We start from the raw sequence: 18,486 nt of genomic DNA, 5'->3' as shown, positions 1-18,486 counted from the left end.
ATGAGGAAGGTCGTCCCCGCCGTCGCGATCACCCTGGCCCTGGCCGGGGTGATCGCGCTCGGCGTCTGGGCGGTGGTCGACCGGGTCGGCGGCGTCTTCACCAGCCGCACCTGCACCGCCACGGTCGACGGCCTCGAGGTCCAGCTCAGCGCCGAGCAGGCCGAGAACGCCGGGCTGATCGCGGCGATCGGCGTACGCCGAGGGCTGCCGGCGCGCGCGGTGTCGATCGCGCTGGCCACCGCCTACCAGGAGTCGAAGATCCTCAACCTCGACTCCGGTGACCGCGACTCCCTGGGCATCTTCCAGCAGCGGCCCTCGCAGGGCTGGGGCACCGAGGCGCAGCTGCAGGACCCGGTCTACGCCACCAACGCCTTCTACGACGCCCTGGTCGACGTCGAGGGCTACCGCGAGATGGAGGTGACCGAGGCGGCGCAGGCGGTGCAGCGCTCGGGCTTCCCCAACGCCTACGCCGACCACGAGGCCGACGCCCGGGTGCTGGCCTCGGCGCTGACCGGCAACTCCCCCGCCGCGCTGCACTGCGAGGTGCCCGGCGACGTCGAGGCCTCCGACTCCGACCTGCGCGACGTCGGGCTGACCTTCCGGGCCAACCAGGTGCGCAAGGAGGTCACCGCGGTCTTCGGGGAGCTGCCGCTGGGCGGCTTCGCCCCCGGCGGCGTCAGCACCGGGCACAGCGAGGGCTCGGCCCACTACGACGGCCGGGCCGTCGACATCTTCGTGCGCCCGGTCTCGGATGCCAACAAGGTGCGCGGCTGGGCGATCTCGCACTACCTGGTCAGCCAGGCCGAGCGGCTCGCGATCGCCACGATCATCTTCGACGACAAGATCTGGACCGCTCGCCGCTCGGCCCAGGGCTGGCGCGAGTACGACGTCGACACCTCGGGCGTGGCCGAGTCGACGGCCGAGATCCTCGAGCACCGCGAGCACGTGCACGTCGACGTCTTCGCCTGAGGCGGCGACCCCCGGCCGGGCCCACCACGGCTCAGTCGTCGGCGGTCTCCTGGGTGGCCCCGCGCGACAGGCGCAGCCGGCGCCCGCGGGCGACGTCCTCCTCGTGCTTCTCGTCGGCCTTCTCGATGCCGGTGGTGTCGCGCGCCGGCAGCTGCACCGACTCCTCAGCGGCGATGCCGGCCTGCAGCTCGCGCCCGCGCTCGAGCTCGGCGTCGAGCTCGGCGCCGAACAGCAGGGCGAGATTGGTGATCCACAGCCACAGCAGGAAGACCACGGCGCCGGCCAGCGAGCCGTAGGTCTTGTTGTAGCTGCCGAAGTTGGCGACGTAGAAGCCGAACGCGGCCGAGGCCACGATCCAGGTGACGATGGCGAGGACGGCGCCGAGGCTGATCCACCGGAACTTGGGCTGCTCCACGTTGGGCGTCGCCCAGTAGAGGATCGCCACGATCAGCACCACGACCAGCAGCAGCACCGGCCACTTGGCGATGCTCCAGACGGTCACGACGCTCGAGCCGAGCCCGATCGCCTCGCCCACGGCCTCGGCGGCCGGGCCGGTCAGCACCAGCGCCACCATCACCAGCGCGGCGAGCAGCACCATCACCAGGGTCACCAGCAGCATGACCGGGCGCAGCTTCCAGACCGGGCGGCCCTCGCGGATCTCGTAGATCCGGTTCATCGCGCGGCTGAAGGAGTTGACGTACCCCGAGGCCGACCACAGCGCGGCGAGCAGACCGGCCACCAGCGCGAACCCCGAGCCCTCGGCCTGAGCCAGCGACATCAGGGTCGGCTCGATCGTCTCGACCGCGGTGCCGGCGCCGACGTCGCCCAGGATCTGCAGCAGCGTGGTGACGGTCTCGCGCGGGTCGCCGACCAGCCCGACGAGCGAGAGCAGCGCCAGTGCGGCCGGGAAGAGCGCGAGCACCCCGTAGTAGGTCAGCGCGGCGGCCAGGTCGGTGCACTGGTCCTTGCCGAACTCGCGGCCGGTCTTGCGCAGCACGTACTTCCACGACGGTGCGGTGACGTCACCCGGTGAGTCGGGCTTGAGGTCGCTGTCGGGGTCCGGGGCGACCCCCTCGCGCCCGGGGCCCTTCCGCGGCTCGCCCCCGTCCCGGTCGTCGGCCGGTACGTCGCGCAGCTCGACGCGTCGCGTCCGCGAGCCTGCGACGTAGCCCAGCGCCGCGCCGGCCACGAGCCCGGCCGCACCCTTGCGCCGCGAGGCACTGCCGGCCCCGTCCGTCACTCCTGTCACGTCCTTCGCAGTCCTGCCCATTCCGCCGAAGGTAGGCGCAACGCTCGTCGAGGGGCACCTCCCTGAGGGGTGGTCGGGGACCCCGGGGACACCATCCGGGGTATTCCCGATGACGCGCGGCACCGACCGCTGCCAGACTCGGCGCATGGCCCAGCCCACCGCCGCGCAGCCGCCCACGCCCGCGGCCAGCGCCCACGACCTGACCAAGGTGTACGGCGCCGACGAAGCGCAGGTGCGCGCGCTCGACGGCGTCAGCGTCGACCTGCACCGCGGCGAGTTCACCGCCATCATGGGGCCCTCCGGCTCCGGCAAGTCGACCCTGATGCACTGCCTGGCGGCGCTCGACACCCCCACCAGCGGCGAGGTCGTCGTCGACGGCACGGCGCTGCACGGGCTCAGCGACAAGCGGCTCACCGCGCTGCGCCGCGAGAAGATCGGCTTCGTCTTCCAGGCCTTCAACCTGGTGCCGACCCTGACCGCGCAGGAGAACATCCTGCTGCCGCTCGACCTGGCCGGCCGCAAGCCCGAGCCGGCCTGGTTCGACACCGTCGTCGACGCGGTCGGGCTGCGACCCCGGCTCGGGCACCGCCCCAGCGAGCTCTCCGGCGGCCAGCAGCAGCGCGTGGCCTGCGCGCGGGCCCTGGTCAGCCGGCCCGCGATCGTCTTCGCCGACGAGCCCACCGGCAACCTCGACTCGACCAGCTCGGCGGAGGTGATGCGCTTCCTGCGGCGCAGCGTCGACGAGTTCGGCCAGACCATCGTGATGGTCACCCACGACCCGGTGGCGGCGGCGTACACCGACCGGATCCTCTTCCTGGCCGACGGCCGCATCGTCGACGAGCTGCGCGACCCCGACCGCGACGGGGTGCTGGAGCGGATGCGGCGCCTGCAGCCGGCGCCGGTGCCGCCTCGGGCGGGCTGAGCGGTGCTCCGCCTGACCTGGCGCACCCTGCTGGCGCGCAAGGCCCGCCTGGCCATGAGCACGCTGGCGATCGTGCTCGGCATCGGCTTCCTGACCGGAGTGCTGACCTTCAGCAGCGGCATGTCGACGACCTTCGACGGGATCATCGACGGCTCGACCAGCGACGCCGTGGTCCGCCCGGCCGGCACCGCCTCCTTCGAGGCCGTCGGCGCGGGCAACACCCATACCCTCGACCCCGACGACGTCGCCGAGCTGGCCGCCCTGCCCGAGGTGGCCGGCGCCGACGGCAACGTCGACGGGCTGGGGCTCTACGTGCTCGACCCCGACCTCAAGCTGGTCGGCACCGGCGGTGCGCCCACGCTCTCCTTCAACTACACCGACACCCCCAACATGGACGGCGAGCCCATCCTGGCGCTCGACGAGGGCCGGTGGCCCGACGCGGTCGACGAGATCGTCCTCGACACCACGGCGGCCACCAACGCCGGCTACGAGGTCGGCGACGCCGTCACCGTCATCCCGCCGGGCGTCGACGGCAGCGGCCCGGTCAGCGTCGAGCTCGAGCTGGTCGGCCTGGCCGGCTTCAACGCCGGGGCGGGCACCGCGGGCGCCACCCTGGTGATCTTCTCGACCACCGGCGCGCAGGAGATGTTCCTCGACGGCGCCGACGCGTTCACCTCCGTGGCGCTGACCGCCGCGCCCGGGGTCGACCAGCGACAGCTCGCCGAGGCCGCCGGCGCCGTCGTGCCCGCCGGCTACGAGGCGGTCGCGGGTGACGTGGTCGCCGAGGAGTCGAAGTCGGCGGTCGGGGAGTTCCTCGGCTTCATCGACATCTTCCTGGGCGCGTTCGCGGTGATCGCCGTGGTGGTCGGCGGCTTCATCATCGCCAACACCTTCTCGATCCTGGTCGCCCAGCGGGTCCGCGAGCTCGCGCTGCTGCGCGGGCTCGGCGCCAGCCGCGCACAGGTGCGCCGCTCGGTGCTCCTGGAGGCCGCCCTGACCGCCGTGCTCGGCTCCAGCGTCGGACTCCTGCTGGGCCTGGGCCTGGCCCGCGCCCTGGCCGCGCTGTTCACCAGCATCGGGCTGCCCATCGACGGCGGGGTGCTCGACCTGACCCCGGCGACCATCGCGACGGCGTACGTCGTGGGCCTGGGCGTGACCCTCGCCTCGGCCTACCTGCCGGCCCGACGGGCGGCGACGGTCGCGCCGGTCGTGGCGATGCGCGAGGAGACCGGGCCCAGCGGGGCCGGGCTGCGCCGCCGCACCCTGCTGGGTGCGCTCGCGCTGGTGCTCGGCGGCGTCCTGGCCGCCCTGGGCCTGGCCGGCGCCCCCGGCAACGACGCGCTCTGGCTGGGCGCCGGCGCGGTGGTGTGGGTGCTGACCACCGCGGCGATCAGCCCGGTGCTGGGCCGGCCGGTGCTGCTGGCCGCCCGGCGCGGCTTCGGCGCCCTCTTCGGCACCACCGGCCGTCTCGCCGGCGACAACGCGCTGCGCAACCCGCGGCGCACCGGCGCCACCGCCTCCGCGCTGATGATCGGCCTCGCGCTGGTCTCGGCGGTGGGGGTGCTCGCGGCGTCGGTGAGCGCGTCGAGCGACCGGCTGGTCGACGAGCAGTTCGAGTCCGACTTCCTGGTGCAGTCACCGGTCTTCGGCAGCTTCCCGGTCGCGATCGGCGACCGGATGAGCCGCGTCGACGGCGTCGAGGTGGTCTCGCGGCAGCAGGCGGTGCTGGCCACGGTCGGCGACGACGAGGACCCGACGTACGTCGCGGCGACCGACGGGTTCTTCGGCGACGTCTACGACCTGAGCATGGTGGCCGGCAGCGAGCAGCCGGGGCCCGGCGAGGTCGTCGTCTCGGCCGACACCGCGGCCGAGCGCGACCTCGAGCTCGGCCAGAGCATCGACCTCGGCTTCCCCGGCGACCGCCGGGTGCCGGTCGTGGTGGCCGGCATCTTCGAGGACAGCCAGGTCGCCGGGCCGCTCAACGTCGGCTTCGACGTGCTCGAGGCCGCGGGGGTGCGGCGCGTCGACTCGGCGCTGAGCATCAACACCGAGCCCGGCGCCGACGTCGAGGCGGTCCAGGCCGACCTCGAGGCGCTGGTCGCCGACCTGCCGGTCGTGGCGGTGCAGGACAAGGAGGAGTTCGCCGACTCGATCACCTCGCAGGTCAACCAGCTGCTCTACATCGTCTACGGTCTGCTCGCCCTGTCGGTGGTCATCGCGGTGATCGGCATCGTCAACACCCTGAGCCTCAGCGTCCTCGAGCGCACCCGCGAGATCGGGCTGCTGCGCGCCGTGGGGCTCTCGCGGCGCCGGCTGCGGCTGATGGTGACCCTGGAGTCGGTGACCATCGCCGTGATGGGCGCGGTGCTCGGGCTGGTGCTGGGCGTGCTGATCGGGGTGCTGCTGCAGCGCTCGCTGCGCGAGGACCTCTCCGAGCTGGCGCTGCCCTGGACGAGCCTGGTGGCCTTCCTGGCCGTCGCCGTGGTCTTCGGGGTGCTCGCCGCCATCGTGCCGGCGGTGCGCGCCTCGCGGATGAACGTGCTCGAGGCGATCGCGACCGAGTAGACCCCTGACGCCGGCCCGCGCCGCTGGGTCCTTCGGCCCTGGGCTGTGCAACGCGCCAGGCCTAGCGTGGGAACCCCGCCCCCCGGAGGTGCCCATGACCCACGACCCGTTGCCGCCCGTGCGGCTCTCGGTCGTCCTCGAGGCCGGCTGCCGCACCATCGAGCAGCACATCGACGACTACCTGGCCCGACGCGGCGGCCCCACCGTCGCGGCGCGCCGGCTCGGGGAGGCGGTCTCGGCGCTGCGGGAGCACATCTACGTGCAGGAGGAGCTGGTGTTCCCGCTGCTGCGCGAGGCAGGGATGGAGGGCCCGGTGCACGCCATGTCGCTCGACCACTACCAGCTGTGGGAGACCCTCGACCGGCTCGATGCCGACCTGGCCACGCCCGGCACCCCCGACGTCCGCACCGCGGCGCGGATCCTGCAGGCCGAGCTCGACCGGCACACCTCGACCGAGCGGCCCGTCATCCTCGCCCACGTCGAGGACACGCTCACCGAACGGCAGCAGGCCACTCTCCTGAACCAGCTGAGCCACGCCCACACGCCGCCCGGCTGGACCTGCGCCGACCCCAGCGAGCCCGGCTAGTCCCGCTGGCTCGGCTGGCCCAGCCGCCAGGTCACCGGGCTCAACGGGTCGGGCTCGTAGCAGCAGTAGGTGCCCGTGCGGAGCCGTTGCGACAGGTGGGCGCCGAGGTCGGGGTGCTGCTCGGCCAGGCGCGCCAGCCCGTAGCGCAGCGAGCGCGTCACGCTCGTGCGCGCGCGCTCGGCCGAGCCGCCGGTACGCCGGTCGCGACCCCCCAGGCCCACTGCCCGCGAGAGCTCGGCGAGCAGGTAGTCGCGGTCGCGCGCGGCCATCTCCTGGCGCGCCAGGTCGTCGGCGCGCACCGCCTCCTCGAGGTCGTCCTCGACCTCGGCCAGCCGTCGGCGGTAGGCCGCCTTGGCCTCCTCGTCGAGCACCAGGAGGCCCGGGGCGTCGACCCGGACGACCCCCTCGGGGGCCTGCGGGTCGGCCTCGCCGGCGACCAGGTCGAGCACGTGCAGCTCCTCGCCGGGCCGGGCCAGCAGCCGCTCGAGGTAGCGCAACCCCTTGAGGTCGGGCAGCACCCGCTCGACCCCGCCGAGCGCGACCCGACGGCTGCTGCCGAGGCGTTCGAAGACCGCGACCGGCGGCCCCGCCGCCCGCTCCCCCGGCTCCTCCTCGCCCTGCCCCGCGGCCGCGAGCAGGCGGCGTACGTCGAGGGCGGCGCCGAACGCCTGGTAGGCCGCGAGCGCCGAGTCGCGCTCGAGGCGTGCCGCGTCGGGGCGACCGGCTGCGTCGAGCGCCGCAGCCAGCACCTCGCGGGCGCCCGCCGTCTCGTACGCCGCCTCCGCGTCGGCCCAGGCCGCGACCGCGGCCGTGCCGGCCTCGACGGCCGGGCGCCCGGCGGCCAGCTCGGCGCGGGCCCGGGCCAGCGCCGCGGCGGCGCAGAGGCCCGGGCCCGGCCAGCGCTGCGCGATCGCCTCGAGCCGCTCGGCCGCGCGCGCGACCGCTGGTGGCCGGCCGAGCGCGGCGGCGACCTCGGCCTGCGCCTCCAGCAGCGGCGCGACCCGCAGCTCGACGAAGGGGGGCCGCTCCTTGGAGGGCATCGGGAGCGGGTGGGCGACGGCCTCGTCGAGCAGGCCCAGCGCCTCCTCGCCCCGGCCCTGGGCCAGGCGCAGGAGGGCGAGCGCCGGTTGGGGGCACCAGGCGTGCTCGTGGGCCTCGAGCAGGGCCTCCTCCGCGCCCACCAGGTCACCCAGGCGCAGCCGGATCGTGCCGAGCTCGACCAGCGGCCAGCCGTACTCGCGCCGCATCCAGGGCCGCAGCTCCTCGCAGGCGGCGACCGCCTCGGCCTCGGCCTCCTCCCCCGGTCCCGACCAGCGCAGCATCTCGGCGCGGTGCACCCGGCAGCGCCCGTTGATGCCGCCCACGGCGCGGCCCGGGCGCCAGCGCTGCATCACCTCGGTCCACTCCCGGGCCCGGTCGTGGCGCCCGACGCCCTGCGCGGCGCAGACGAGCTCGCAGAGCATCATCCCCGCCGTCAGCGGGTCGACGCGCTCGGAGGTCAGCTCGATGGCGACCTCGTCGAGCAGCTCGAGGCCCTCCTCGACCGCACCGTCGAGGATGCGCAGCCGGGCCAGCGCCGTACGCCCCACCACGATGGCGGCGACGACGTCGCGCTCGCGGCCGAGCTCGACGGCGCGGCTCGCCAGCTCGCGCGCGGCGACCGGGTCGCCGCTGAAGAACCGCTCGTAGCCGGCCACCATGGCCACCACCGCCCACACCGGCGACTCGGGCGTGGGGCCCAGCAGCTCCTCGGCGCGGCGGTTCCAGCCGCGCACCGTGGCCATCAGGCCCGAGTCGATGAGCAGGTGCAGCGCGGTCATCGCCGCCGCGCGCCCGGCCTGCTCGGTCTCCCCGCGCTGCTCGTGCAGGTCGTGCAGCCGCTCCCAGGACCCGATGGAGCGCTCGAGGTCGCCGGCGCCGTAGCAGGCCGCGGCCTGCACCTCGAGGGCGTCCGCCAGCTGCGGACCGTCGTCCTCGGCGAGCGCCCCGAGCTCGGTCAGGGCGTCGGTCCATGCGCCGGTGCCGAGGGCCGCGCGGGCCCGGTCGAGCGTCACTGTCCCACTGTGACACCGATTGTCACGCCGTACGAGTGACAGCCCAGCCACCCACTCGCACAGGAGACTCCCATGCGCATCTCGCAGCACGACCTGCCCGTCAAGATCGACGTGCCCGGCGCCACCGCCCGCCAGCTGCCCGACTTCGGCCTCGCCGAGGGCCCGCTGGCCGCCGAGTGGTTCTCGCTGGCCGCCGGCACCGACATCGCCCCGCTGCTGGTGGGCCTGCCCGGCGACGCCTGCCAGGCCACCCACGTCGGCTACGTCATCTCCGGCGCGCTGGTCGTGAGCTACACCGACGGCGACCCCGAGCGCTGCACCACCGGCGACCTCTTCAGCTGGCGCGCCGGGCACAGCGTGCGTGTCGAGCAGGACGCCGAGGTCATCCTCTTCAGCCCCTCCCACGCCCACACCGTCGTGCTCGACCACATGCTGGGGGTGATGGGCGCGGCGGTCTGAGCGGCCCGCGGGAGTTTCATCGGGTACCCGATGGAGCTCGCGCTGCCGCCATGAATCTTCAGCCGGGTGGCGCCAGTTCCATCGGGTGCCCGATGAACCTTCAGCCCGCCGCGAGCCGAGCCACCGCGGCGGAGACCCGCTCGTCGGTGGCGGTGAAGGCGACCCGCACGTGGCGGGCGCCGGCGCGGCCGTAGAAGACGCCGGGGGCGGCGAGGATGCCGCGCTCGGCGAGCCAGGCGACGGTCTCCCAGCAGTCCTGCTCGACCCCGTCGACCACGCGGGTCGACCACAGGTAGAGCGACGACTCGGAGTGGTCGACGCGGAAGCCCGCGCCCTCCAGCGCGGCGCGCAGGGCCGTACGCCGCGCGGCGTAGCGGGCGTGCTGCTCGTCGGCGTGCGCGTCGTCGTCGAGGGCGGCGACCATCGCGTGCTGCATCGGCCCGGGCATGATCAGCCCGAGGTTCTTGCGCACCGCGAGCAGCTCGCCCACCAGGGCCGGGTCGCCGGCGACGAAGGAGCAGCGGTAGCCGGCGAGGTTGGAGCGCTTCGAGAGCGAGTGCACCGCGAGGATGCCCTCGAGGGAGCCGCCGTTGATGTCGGGGTGCAGCACCGAGACGGGCCGCTCACCCTCCCAGGAGCACTCGACGTAGCACTCGTCGGAGACGAGCACGGTGCCGCGCTCGCGGCACCAGTCGACGACCTTGCGCAGGTGGGCCGCCGGCAGCACCCGCCCCGTCGGGTTCGACGGGGAGTTCAGCCACAGCAGCGCCGGCGCCTCGGGGCCGAAGGAGGTCAGCGAGTCGGTGGCCACACCGGTCGCGCCGCACAGCGCCGCCCCGACCTCGTACGTCGGGTAGGCCAGCTCGGGGTAGGCCACGACGTCACCGGGCCCCACGCCCAGGTGCAGCGGCAGGGTCGCGACCAGCTCCTTGGAGCCGATCGAGGGGATCACCGCGCCGAGGTCGAGCCCCGGCACGCCGGTCACGCCGTGGCGCCGCTCGAGCCAGTCGAGGCACGCCTGGCGGGTGCGCTCGAGACCGATCGTGACCGGGTAGCCCGGCGAGTCGCTCGCCGCGCGCAGGGCGGCCTGGGCCACCTCGGGCGTCGGGTCGACGGGGGTGCCGACCGAGAGGTCGACGATGCCGTCGGGGTGGGCGCGCGCGGTGGCGGCGTACGACGTCAGCTGGTCCCAGGGGAAGTCGGGCAGGCGGGCCGAGACCGGCCCGCCCGACCGGCGACGCTGGTTCAGGAGTCCTGGTTCTGCGGCGGGAGCGCGGCGACCATCGGGTGGTCCTTGTCGATCTCGCCCATCTTCGCGGCGCCGCCCGGCGAGCCGAGGTCGTCGAAGAAGTGCACGTTGGCGTCGTAGTAGCCCTTCCACTCCTCCGGGGTGTCGTCCTCGTAGAAGATCGCCTCGACCGGGCAGACCGGCTCGCAGGCACCGCAGTCGACGCACTCGTCGGGGTGGATGTAGAGCATCCGCTTGCCCTCGTAGATGCAGTCGACGGGGCACTCGTCGACGCAGGCGCGGTCCTTGAGGTCGACGCACGGCTGGGAGATGACGTAGGTCACCGGTTCCTCCTCGGAGGCGGGGTCAGCGGGGGTTCAGCAGGGTGGCGGCATCCTGGTGACGCCGTTGCGCAGCCTAGTATCCCGCCGTGCCTGCATCGCCGGAAGCCCACCCCTCGGGAGCGCCGCACCTGGGCCCCCACGTCGTGGGCACCCGGGTGGTCGTGCGCCGCGTCGTACGCCGCCCCGGCGCCGAGGGTGGGCCCGGCGAGGTCGAGACCGGCCCCAGCGGCGGCCCGGCGCTGACCGACGTGCTGGGCACCTGCCTGGCCTGGGGCGAGGGCGTGTGCGTGGTGCAGCCCGCCGACGGCGAGCCGGTGACGATCCCGGTCGCCGACATCGTCGCCGGCAAGCCGGTGCCGCCGAGGGCGTCGGTGCGCCAGCGGGTCTCGGCCCGCGAGGCCGAGGGCCACTCGTTCGTGCTGTTCCCCGACGTGGAGCGCCGCGACGTCGGCGAGTGGGTGCTGCGCAGCGACCCGGCGCCGATCGGGCGGCTCTACAAGCGCGCCAACTCGGCGCTGGCGATGGGCGACCCCGGCTGCTCGTTCGCCGAGGCGGAACGGGCGGTGCTCGACTTCTACGCCGAGCGCGGCCGCGACCCGATGGTCTCGGTCGAGGCCGACGGCGACGTCGAGGCCGCCTTCCGGGAGCGGGGGTGGGTGCCCCACCCGCACGGCGAGGTCGAGTTCCGCCTGGGTTCGCTGGTCGCGGTGCGCCGCGCCCGCCGCGGGCGCGGCCGGGGCCTGGGCGTGGTCGCCCTCGAGGGCGACCGTGACGAGCGGGTGCACGTGGTGGTGCCGGGCACCGCCGAGCCGCGCGCCGAGGGCCGCGGGGCCGTGCACGGCGACTGGCTGGGGCTCAACGGTCTGCGCACCCGTCTCGAGCACCGCCGCCAGGGCCTGGCCGGCGAGGTCCTCGACGCCCTGCTCGAGTGGGGCGCCGAGCGCGGCGCGATGACGGTGTGGCTGCACGTCGAGTCCGACAACCCCGCCGCGCGCGCCCTCTACGACGGCCTCGGCCTGGCCGTGCACCACGTGACGCGCTACCTGGTGCCCGGCGACGCGGGCTGAGGCGGCTCAGTCCTCGTCTCGCACGCCGATGCCCTCGTCGCGGCTGTGCCCCGGCCCCGCTGACCCGGCACGCCCGTCGTCGTTGCCGTACGACGTGGCCCGGAAGACCCTTTCGGCCCCGGCGGTGATGGGGATCCACCAGCGCCGCTGCACCGCCAGCACCAGCGTGCCGGCCACCAGCATCCCGGCGATGTTGATGCCGAGCTGGGCCAGCGACCCCAGGATCTCGGCGGTCTCGAGGAACGCCAGGCCCAGCGCGAGGTTGCCGGCGGCGGGCACGGTGGTGACGCTGATGAAGACGCCGACCATCGTGGAGGTCTTCTGGATCGACAGCGCCAGCACGCCCGCGGCGCCGGCGATGAGGGCCACCACCAGCGACCACTGGTCGGGGCGCCAGATGAAGCCGGTGTTCGGCCGCTTGGCGGTCACGTCGGCCAGGTCGATCATCCCGGTGGCCCGCCCCAGCAGGCACGACAGGCCCACGACCGCGATCGCCAGCACGAAGGACAGCACCAGCAGCTGCAGGCTGCGGCGCACGAGCCGCCACCGGCCCAGCACGACGCCGGCACTGGCGCTGGCCACCACCGCGAAGTCGGGGCCCACCACCATCGCCCCGACCACGAGCACCGCCGAGTCGGTGAGCACCGCGACCGCGCCCAGCGCCACCGCCAGCACCAGGAACAGGTGGTAGGAGACCGTCGGGTCGGCCCCGCCCTCGGCGTCGGCCTCGACCTGCTCCCAGATCACCGCGTCGTCGGGGTGGCCGGGCGCGAGCGCCTCGAGCTCCTCGGCCCGGTCGAAGGGCGCGCCGCTGGGGTCGACGACCAGGATCGAGCCGCGCTCCTTGAGCCCGCACCGCTCGAGCTTGTCGATGAGCGGGCCGGCCTTCTCCCGGGCCACGTCGCACTCGAGCAGGTCGCCGGGCGGGTTGATCACCACGTCGCGCTGCAGGGTGACGTTGGTGGCCCAGTCGGGCTCGCACAGCGTCTCGCGGACGGCGTCGGTCAGGTCGGCGGGTGCGGTGAGCCGCAGGTGGACCAGCATCCGCTCACGATAGGGCCACGCTCAGCCCCCGGAGCCCGCCTTCGCCGGCTTGCACTCCACGCCGTCGGAGGGCGTGTAGACGGTGTTGAACTTCTCGGTGCGCTCCAGCTCCGACTCCCCCGCGCGGCGGAAGTAGCGCCACACGTTGATGGAGAAGCCCGCGGAGCCCTCGTAGGCGTAGCAGTCCTCGCCCGACAGGGTGCGCGTCGTGGGCTGGGTGTAGTCGTAGCGCTCACCGGTCTTGGAGGTGATGTCCCAGTACTTGGTGGAGTAGAAGGTCGCGGTGACCACGCCGGTGCCGGTCGCGTCGCCGGGGGTGACGTTGGTGTCGATGAGGATGCCGTGGGGCGTGTCGTTCTTGAAGCGCAGGTCGATGGCGCCCCACGCGACCGTGGCCTCGCGCCCGACCGGGTAGCGGTCGATGTAGAACGAGTGCGGCTTGTGCTCGACGTCCTCGAGGCCGGCGAAGAACGCGGCGTTGAAGAGGGTGGTGGCCATCTGCGAGACGCCGCCGCCGAGGTCCTCCTTGAGGATGCCGTTGGAGATGATGAAGCCCTCGGTGAAGCCGTTCTCGCGGGTCCGCTCGCCCACCGTGTCGTTCATCGAGAAGGTCTCGCCGGGGGCGAGCACGGTGCCGTCGATGATCTCGGCGGCGCGACCGATGTTGACGTTGCGGTACTCCGCGTTGGGGTAGTAGGTGGTGAACGTCGAGACCTGCTCGCGGATGTTGAGCTCGCGCGCGTCCTTGGTGGTGAAGTCGGGCTTCTCGACCTTGGCCTCGACCTCGGCGCTGCGCCGGCCCTCGCGGCGCACGACGACCTCGAGCAGCGCGTCGGTGACGTCGGCGGGGTCGTAGGTCACGCCGGGCTTGCCGGGCACCACCTTGGGCTTGCCGTCGACCAGCGCGACGGTCGCGTCGACCGGGGCGCCGTCGCCGGCGGTCGCGGCGTCGACGAGGCCGACGAGCTTCCTGGTGTTCACGGCCGGCTCGAGGGCGCCGTCGACGGCCTTGAGCCGCACGATCGGTGCGTACTGCTGCGGGTCGAGGCTCACGGTCGCGTCGCCGAAGTCGAGCGAGACCGGCGCCGACATCGCGGGGTTGGCGAACTCCTCGACGGCGCGGTCGACGTCGGCGTCGTCGATGTCGGGCTCGACGTCGCGGACCACGAGCTCGGCGCTCGCGTCGTCGTCACCGCCGGCCATCGCGACGTACGCCGCCACGACGGCCTCGCGGGCGGCCTCGACGTCCAGCTCGCTGCCCACCTTGGCCTTCGTGGTCTTCACGCCGGTGGCGGTCAGGCGCACCTGGCCGTCGACGGCGGGCTGGGCGACACCCTCGGCGGCCTCGTCCAGGGCGGCGTCGAGCGCGGACTCGTCGACCTCGACGACGGGGTCGAGGTCCTCACCGCCGGTGAAGAAGTCCCAGAGCCGGTCGGGCGCCCACGACTGCCGGCCGCCGGCGTCGGCGACCGAGGCTGCGGTGTCGACCGAGAGGCCCGCCTGCGCCGGGTCGATCTCGGTGGTCTCGCCACCGGGCAGCGAGACGCTCAGCGGCGAGCCGAGCCGCTCGTCGAGCCCGGCGGCCAGGGTGCGCTCGGCGCGCGCGGGGCTGCGCCCGCCCACGTCGATGCCGGCGATGGTGGTGCCGCGCGGCACCTTGTCACCGGCCACGGCGCCGGCCACGGCGTAGCCGCCGCCGGCCAGCAGGACCAGGACACCGAGGATCAGCACCACGGCCTTGGCGCCGCTGGACTCGCGGTCGTCGGAGGGTCGCTTGGGGTCTCGGCTCACACGTTCCACTCTAAGAGCCAGCACCTACAGCCTTGAATCCTCGCCGGGAGGGGTGGATGGCGCGGTGGGGTGCGGGCGCCGCGGCACGCTGACCACGGCCGCCACCACGAGCACCAGCGAGAGCCCCAGCAGCCCGTAGCCGAGCAGGCCCGAGCCGATCAGGTAGTCGCCCTCGGGCCGTGGCCGTGCGGCGGCGACCAGGAGCAGCGCCATCCCCAGCGCGTAGGCGACCCGGGTGGTGAAGCCGGGCGGCAGCGCCAGCAGCACCGCCAGCGACGCGGCCGCGCCGAGCGCCAGGCCCCAGCCGGTGGCGTGCACCAGCAGCACGCCCAACCCGGTCACGGCACCGGCCAGCAGGAGGGCGCCCACGGCCAGCACGCGCAGCGGCATGGGCAGGAGCGTGCTCAGAGCCCCGCGAAGAGGTCGGTCTCGAGGCCGTCCTCCCCCACCGGGCCCAGGGTGCCCTTGGCGATCCGGTAGAACTCCTGGCCCCACGCGGTGGCCCCGACGTTGTTGGAGAGCGCGAAGAACGGCCCGTCGGTGGTGATCTGGGTGGCGTGCGCGGCCAGGGCGGCCATCTTGGTGTCGACGTAGTCGGTGGCGTCGACCGCGCAGGCGAGGTCCTCGTCGGGGGTGATGAAGTGCGGCAGCGGGCCGTCGGGGTCCATGCCCTCGAAGCTGGTGGTGTCGCCGGCCTCGCGCAGCGCGCGCAGCCCGGCGCGCATCCGGCTCTCCGACATCGCGCCCCAGTAGATCTTGGCGATCTCCCACGGCGCGCCGAGGTCGCGGCGGTACGACGGCACCGCGGCGAGCTGGGCGGCGTACATCGCGACGCGGTGGGCCTGGATGTGGTCGGGGTGGCCGTAGCCGCCGAACTGGTCGTAGGTGACCAGCACCTGTGGGCGGACCTCGCGGATCACCTCGACCAGCAGGTCGGCGGCCTCGGTGAGGTCGGCGCGCCAGAAGGCGTTGTCGTGGATGTCGTCGGCGGCGACCGCGTGGCCGTCGGCGTGCCACTTCATGCCGGAGTCGCGGAATCGGCCGAAGCCGCCGAGGAAGCGGTGGTCGGTGACGCCGAGCGCCTTCATGGCCGCGGCGAGCTCGGTGCGGCGGTGCTCGCCGAGCCGGTCGTCCTTGTCGGCGGCGAGGTGCTCGAGCTCGGGCACCAGGATCTCGCCCATCTCGCCGGCGGTGCAGGTCACCAGCGTGACGCCGCGGCCCTCGGCGGCGTACTTGGCCATCGTGGCGCCCTGCCCGATCGACTCGTCGTCGGGGTGGGCGTGCACCAGGAGCAGGCGCTGGTCTCCGGAGGTGGTCGACATGGGCTCGATCCTAGGTCTGCGCGCCAGGTCTCTTGATGCGCCGGGGGCCGGACGGCAGGTCGAGGGGCGCGGCCGGGGGCGGGGTCGCGGCCACGGTGTCGTCGTCGAGCCAGCCCTCGTGGTCGTCGACGAGCACCTCGACCAGCCACTGCGGGGCGTCGGTGAGCACCGCCCAGGGGTGGTCCTCGTCGTCGTCCTCGCCGGCCAGCCGCTCGCGCTCGAGGTGCGCCTCGTAGCCGTCGCCGCGCAGCCGCCGCAGCACCGCGGTGGCGTCGTCCTCGTCGAAGAGGACCGCGCGCAGCACCGCGCGGCGCTGCTCGGTCTCGGCCGCGCGCAGCAGGTGGGTCAGCTCGGGCAGGAACGGCCGGTCGGCCGCCATCCAGTCGAGCCCGCCGGGCCCGTCGAGCCCGTCGGCGCCCACCCAGGTCAGGCGGTCGTGCTCGTGGGGCGCGGGCTCGCCCTCGACGATGCGGGCCACCGCCACCCGCAGCTCGAGGTGGTCGTCGATCTCGCTGGTGCCGCCCAGCCAGGCGGTCACCTCGATCTGGCAGCCGAGCTCCTCGGCGATCTCGCGCTCCAGCGCGTCGGCGGGCCGCTCGCCCGGCTCGACCTTGCCGCCCGGCAGCTCCCACCGCCCCGCGGCCTCGGGCGGCGTCGTACGTCGCGCGGCCAGCACGCGCGCCCCGCGCACGATCGCCGCGCCCACCACCAGCCTCCGCTCAGCCACGCCCGCACGATATCGACCCGTTGGTCGAGGAGGTTGCGCAGCAACCGCCTCGGGACCACCCCATGAGGCAGGCTGGGCCCGTGACCTCTCGGGACCGCACCCCCACCCGCTCCGCTCCCCCACCCGGCGCCGTACCGCTCGTCCCGGCGGCGGCGTTCGTGCTGGTGTGGTCGTCGGGCTACATCGCCGGCCCGGCGGGGGTGAGCGTGGTCGAGCCGTTCACGCTGCTCACCCTGCGCTTCGCGCTGGCCGCGCTGCTGCTCGCCCCGCTGGCGTGGTGGCTGCGCGGGCCGATGCGGATGACCCGCGACGAGGTGGTGCGGGTCGGGGCGGTCGGGCTGGTGCTCAACGCGGTGCAGTTCGGGCTGATGTACGTCGCCTTCGAGCTCGGCCTGGGCGCGACCCTGGCCTCGCTGCTGCACTCCCTGTCCCCCGTGCTGACGGTGGTGCTGGCGGGGCTGCTGCTCGGCGAGCGGCTGACCCGGGTGCAGGTGCTGGGCTTCGCGGCGGGCGTGGTGGGCGTGCTGGTGGTGCTGGGGCCCGACGTCGACGGGGCCGGCGGGCCCCTGGGACTGGTGCTGGGGGTGGCGAGCCTGCTGGCGCTGAGCCTGGGCACCCTGGGGCAGCGTTGGATCCACGTGAGCGCCGACCCGATCTGGTCGGCGACGGTGCAGTGCGCGGTCGCGGCGGTGCCGCTGGGCGTGGTGGCGCTGGCGGTCGAGGGCACCGGTGGGGTCGACGACCCGCTGCTGGGCCTGGCCGCGATCGGCTACATCGCCGGCATCAACTCGGTGGTGGGGCTGCTGCTGCTCGGCGTGCTCGTGCGCCGCGGTGGGGCCAGCGCCGGGGCCAGCGTCTTCTTCCTGATGCCGCCGGTGACCGCGGTGCTGGCCTGGGTGGCGTTCGGCGACACCCTGGGCCCGCGCCAGGTGGTGGGGCTGGCACTCTCGGTGGTGGGCGTCGCCGTCGCGACCCGCGCCGGGCGCGCCCGTCGTACAGCAGCAGCCGCCGCGAGACTCCAGGAGCCGACCGCATGAGCCAGCCCGAGGCCGAGACCGCGTGGGTCGACGAGGCGAGCGGGCTGCGGCTGGCTCGCAGCGCGGCGTACCCGCGGGTGCCGGGGGCGGTCTGCCTCGAGGCCGTGCCGCTGACGGGTCAGCTGCGCCGCAGCTGGGCGTTGCGCGCGCTGGGCATGACGGCGTGGACGTGGGAGAAGCCCGACCGGCGCGACCGTGAGTGGTGGCCGCAGGGCGTCACCGACGCCGCCGAGGCCGACGCGACGCTGCTGGTCTCGTGGTACGCGAAGTCGGGCGGCTCCCGGATCTCGGTGGTCGACACCCGGGCGGGCTGGTATGCCCACGTGCGGCTGGCGGTGCCCCGCGTGGACGACTCGGGGGCCCTGGAGCTGGCGCCGCTCAAGGTGCATGCCGGCGGTCTTGCCCGCACCGGTCGCTGGCTGCACGTCGCGGCCACCGCGAGGGGCTTCTACACCGCACACCTGGACGACGTCGTCGTCACCGACGAGGGGCCGGTGCTGCCGGTGCGCCACGCGCACCGCGCCTCGGCGCCCGACGGTGTCGAGCCGCTGCGCTACTCGTTCCTGTCGGCGGGCGCGTCGGGGATCGTCGTGGGTGAGTACGCCCGCGGCAAGAGGACGCGGCGCCTGGCCCGCATCGACGTCGACCCCCGCACCGACCTGCCCTGCTCCGCCCCGGTCGTCGTGGGCGAGGGCGTGGCCGGCATGCAGGGAGTCGTGGAGCGCGAGGGCCGCTGGTCGGTCACCACCTCGCACGGCCCCTGGGGCCCCGGCACGCTGTGGACCGGCTCCCCCGGCGACTTCCAGGCCCGCCGGTGGGCGATGCCGATGGGACCCGAGGACCTGTACGCCGACGCGGCCGGCGACCTGTGGACGGTCACCGAGCACCCGCGTCGGCGGTGGGTCGTGCGGCTGCGCACCGCCTGAGTGCGCCGACCGGTGCCGGACGTGACCCGGCGCCTGCCCCGGGGGATGGGGGCAGGCGCCGGATGTGCGGTGCCGGTCCGCTGTTCCGACAAGCGGCCCGAGCCACTCCCCGGCAGCGGCGTCGGGAAGTGACCCGGACCGCGTCCGTGGTCCCGTCGAAGTACGGGAGGCTCAGAGCCCGAGCCCCTCAGCCGGT

The 18,486-nt window shown here is 74.5% G+C and carries 17 protein-coding genes; 8 read left to right on the top strand and 9 right to left on the bottom strand.

All coding sequences use genetic code 11. From position 1 onward, the window contains the following. Window positions 1-969, top strand: a complete 969-nt coding sequence (locus OCU29_RS00775) for a hypothetical protein (protein ID WP_261818432.1) — start codon at window positions 1-3, stop codon at window positions 967-969. Between the two features lie 31 nt (window positions 970-1,000). Here OCU29_RS00775 and OCU29_RS00770 read toward each other — a convergent pair whose 3' ends face one another. Continuing rightward, window positions 1,001-2,218, bottom strand: coding sequence for a YihY/virulence factor BrkB family protein (locus OCU29_RS00770; RefSeq protein WP_261818431.1), 1,218 nt, complete (start codon window positions 2,216-2,218; stop codon window positions 1,001-1,003). A 145-nt stretch (window positions 2,219-2,363) separates the two neighbouring features. On the opposite strand from OCU29_RS00770, the gene OCU29_RS00765 reads away from it, so the two are divergent. The 3 genes from OCU29_RS00765 to OCU29_RS00755 all read left to right on the top strand — a co-directional run bounded on the left by OCU29_RS00765 (window position 2,364) and on the right by OCU29_RS00755 (window position 6,291). After that, on the top strand, window positions 2,364-3,140 hold the full coding sequence (locus OCU29_RS00765; protein ID WP_261818430.1) for an ABC transporter ATP-binding protein: 777 nt from the start codon (window positions 2,364-2,366) through the stop codon (window positions 3,138-3,140). 3 nt (window positions 3,141-3,143) lie between these two features. After that, window positions 3,144-5,705 carry an ABC transporter permease gene (locus OCU29_RS00760; RefSeq protein ID WP_261818429.1) on the top strand — a complete coding sequence of 854 codons (2,562 nt, stop codon included), beginning with the start codon at window positions 3,144-3,146 and terminating at the stop codon, window positions 5,703-5,705. Between the two features lie 94 nt (window positions 5,706-5,799). After that, window positions 5,800-6,291, top strand: coding sequence for a hemerythrin domain-containing protein (locus tag OCU29_RS00755; RefSeq protein WP_261818428.1), 492 nt, complete (start codon window positions 5,800-5,802; stop codon window positions 6,289-6,291). Here OCU29_RS00755 and OCU29_RS00750 read toward each other — a convergent pair. Next, entirely contained in the window at window positions 6,288-8,345 is a 2,058-nt protein-coding gene (locus OCU29_RS00750; protein WP_261818427.1) for a hypothetical protein, read from the bottom strand. The two genes, OCU29_RS00755 and OCU29_RS00750, sit on opposite strands and share 4 nt — an antisense overlap. A 72-nt stretch (window positions 8,346-8,417) precedes the next feature. On the opposite strand from OCU29_RS00750, the gene OCU29_RS00745 reads away from it, so the two are divergent. Beyond that, window positions 8,418-8,804, top strand: coding sequence for a hypothetical protein (locus OCU29_RS00745; protein ID WP_261818426.1), 387 nt, complete (start codon window positions 8,418-8,420; stop codon window positions 8,802-8,804). 100 nt (window positions 8,805-8,904) lie between these two features. Here OCU29_RS00745 and dapC read toward each other — a convergent pair whose 3' ends face one another. Both dapC and fdxA read right to left on the bottom strand, forming a co-directional pair. After that, window positions 8,905-10,053, bottom strand: a complete 1,149-nt coding sequence (gene dapC, locus OCU29_RS00740) for a succinyldiaminopimelate transaminase (protein ID WP_261818899.1) — start codon at window positions 10,051-10,053, stop codon at window positions 8,905-8,907. Further along, window positions 10,050-10,376 carry a ferredoxin gene (fdxA, locus tag OCU29_RS00735; protein ID WP_179615637.1) on the bottom strand — a complete coding sequence of 109 codons (327 nt, stop codon included), beginning with the start codon at window positions 10,374-10,376 and terminating at the stop codon, window positions 10,050-10,052. Before fdxA ends, dapC begins: the two co-directional genes overlap by 4 nt. Window positions 10,377-10,462: 86 nt before the next feature. On the opposite strand from fdxA, the gene OCU29_RS00730 reads away from it, so the two are divergent. Beyond that, a complete protein-coding gene (locus OCU29_RS00730; RefSeq protein WP_261818425.1) occupies window positions 10,463-11,443 on the top strand; it encodes a GNAT family N-acetyltransferase in 981 nt (326 codons plus the stop codon). Between the two features lie 6 nt (window positions 11,444-11,449). Here the strand turns inward: OCU29_RS00730 and OCU29_RS00725 are convergent, their stop codons facing one another. From OCU29_RS00725 to OCU29_RS00705, 5 genes are read right to left on the bottom strand one after another with little or no spacing between them, the layout of a single operon-like run. Beyond that, entirely contained in the window at window positions 11,450-12,487 is a 1,038-nt protein-coding gene (locus tag OCU29_RS00725; RefSeq protein ID WP_261818424.1) for a DUF389 domain-containing protein, read from the bottom strand. Window positions 12,488-12,508: 21 nt separating this feature from the next. Next, window positions 12,509-14,278 carry a VanW family protein gene (locus tag OCU29_RS00720; RefSeq protein WP_261818423.1) on the bottom strand — a complete coding sequence of 590 codons (1,770 nt, stop codon included), beginning with the start codon at window positions 14,276-14,278 and terminating at the stop codon, window positions 12,509-12,511. A gap of 24 nt (window positions 14,279-14,302) precedes the next feature. Beyond that, window positions 14,303-14,668 carry a hypothetical protein gene (locus OCU29_RS00715; RefSeq protein WP_261818422.1) on the bottom strand — a complete coding sequence of 122 codons (366 nt, stop codon included), beginning with the start codon at window positions 14,666-14,668 and terminating at the stop codon, window positions 14,303-14,305. A 14-nt stretch (window positions 14,669-14,682) separates the two neighbouring features. Continuing rightward, a complete protein-coding gene (gene mshB, locus OCU29_RS00710; protein ID WP_179615632.1) occupies window positions 14,683-15,600 on the bottom strand; it encodes an N-acetyl-1-D-myo-inositol-2-amino-2-deoxy-alpha-D-glucopyranoside deacetylase in 918 nt (305 codons plus the stop codon). A gap of 10 nt (window positions 15,601-15,610) precedes the next feature. Continuing rightward, the gene (locus tag OCU29_RS00705) at window positions 15,611-16,327 is read right to left on the bottom strand and encodes a (deoxy)nucleoside triphosphate pyrophosphohydrolase (protein WP_261818421.1); all 717 of its coding nucleotides are present in this window, start codon (window positions 16,325-16,327) and stop codon (window positions 15,611-15,613) included. 80 nt (window positions 16,328-16,407) lie between these two features. Between OCU29_RS00705 and OCU29_RS00700 the strand changes: the two genes are divergently transcribed. After that, on the top strand, window positions 16,408-17,364 hold the full coding sequence (locus OCU29_RS00700; RefSeq protein WP_261818420.1) for a DMT family transporter: 957 nt from the start codon (window positions 16,408-16,410) through the stop codon (window positions 17,362-17,364). Next, window positions 17,361-18,290, top strand: coding sequence for a hypothetical protein (locus OCU29_RS00695; protein ID WP_261818419.1), 930 nt, complete (start codon window positions 17,361-17,363; stop codon window positions 18,288-18,290). Before OCU29_RS00700 ends, OCU29_RS00695 begins: the two co-directional genes overlap by 4 nt. Window positions 18,291-18,486 lie beyond the last annotated feature (196 nt).

The sequence above is a fragment of the Nocardioides sp. OK12 genome (genome assembly GCF_024341885.1).
In the GTDB taxonomy this organism is placed as follows: Bacteria; Actinomycetota; Actinomycetes; order Propionibacteriales; family Nocardioidaceae; genus Nocardioides; species Nocardioides marinisabuli.
This window is presented reverse-complemented; position numbering and strand designations above follow the sequence as displayed.

What these genes read in the sequence shown, in the direction of transcription:
- OCU29_RS00725 (WP_261818424.1), bottom strand. Translation starts at nt 12,487, where the DNA reads ATGCTGGTCCACCTGCGGCTCACCGCACCCGCCGACCTGACCGACGCC.
- OCU29_RS00775 (WP_261818432.1), top strand. Translation starts at nt 1, where the DNA reads ATGAGGAAGGTCGTCCCCGCCGTCGCGATCACCCTGGCCCTGGCCGGG.
- OCU29_RS00715 (WP_261818422.1), bottom strand. Translation starts at nt 14,668, where the DNA reads ATGCCGCTGCGCGTGCTGGCCGTGGGCGCCCTCCTGCTGGCCGGTGCC.
- OCU29_RS00695 (WP_261818419.1), top strand. Translation starts at nt 17,361, where the DNA reads ATGAGCCAGCCCGAGGCCGAGACCGCGTGGGTCGACGAGGCGAGCGGG.
- mshB (WP_179615632.1), bottom strand. Translation starts at nt 15,600, where the DNA reads ATGTCGACCACCTCCGGAGACCAGCGCCTGCTCCTGGTGCACGCCCAC.
- OCU29_RS00755 (WP_261818428.1), top strand. Translation starts at nt 5,800, where the DNA reads ATGACCCACGACCCGTTGCCGCCCGTGCGGCTCTCGGTCGTCCTCGAG.
- OCU29_RS00765 (WP_261818430.1), top strand. Translation starts at nt 2,364, where the DNA reads ATGGCCCAGCCCACCGCCGCGCAGCCGCCCACGCCCGCGGCCAGCGCC.
- OCU29_RS00745 (WP_261818426.1), top strand. Translation starts at nt 8,418, where the DNA reads ATGCGCATCTCGCAGCACGACCTGCCCGTCAAGATCGACGTGCCCGGC.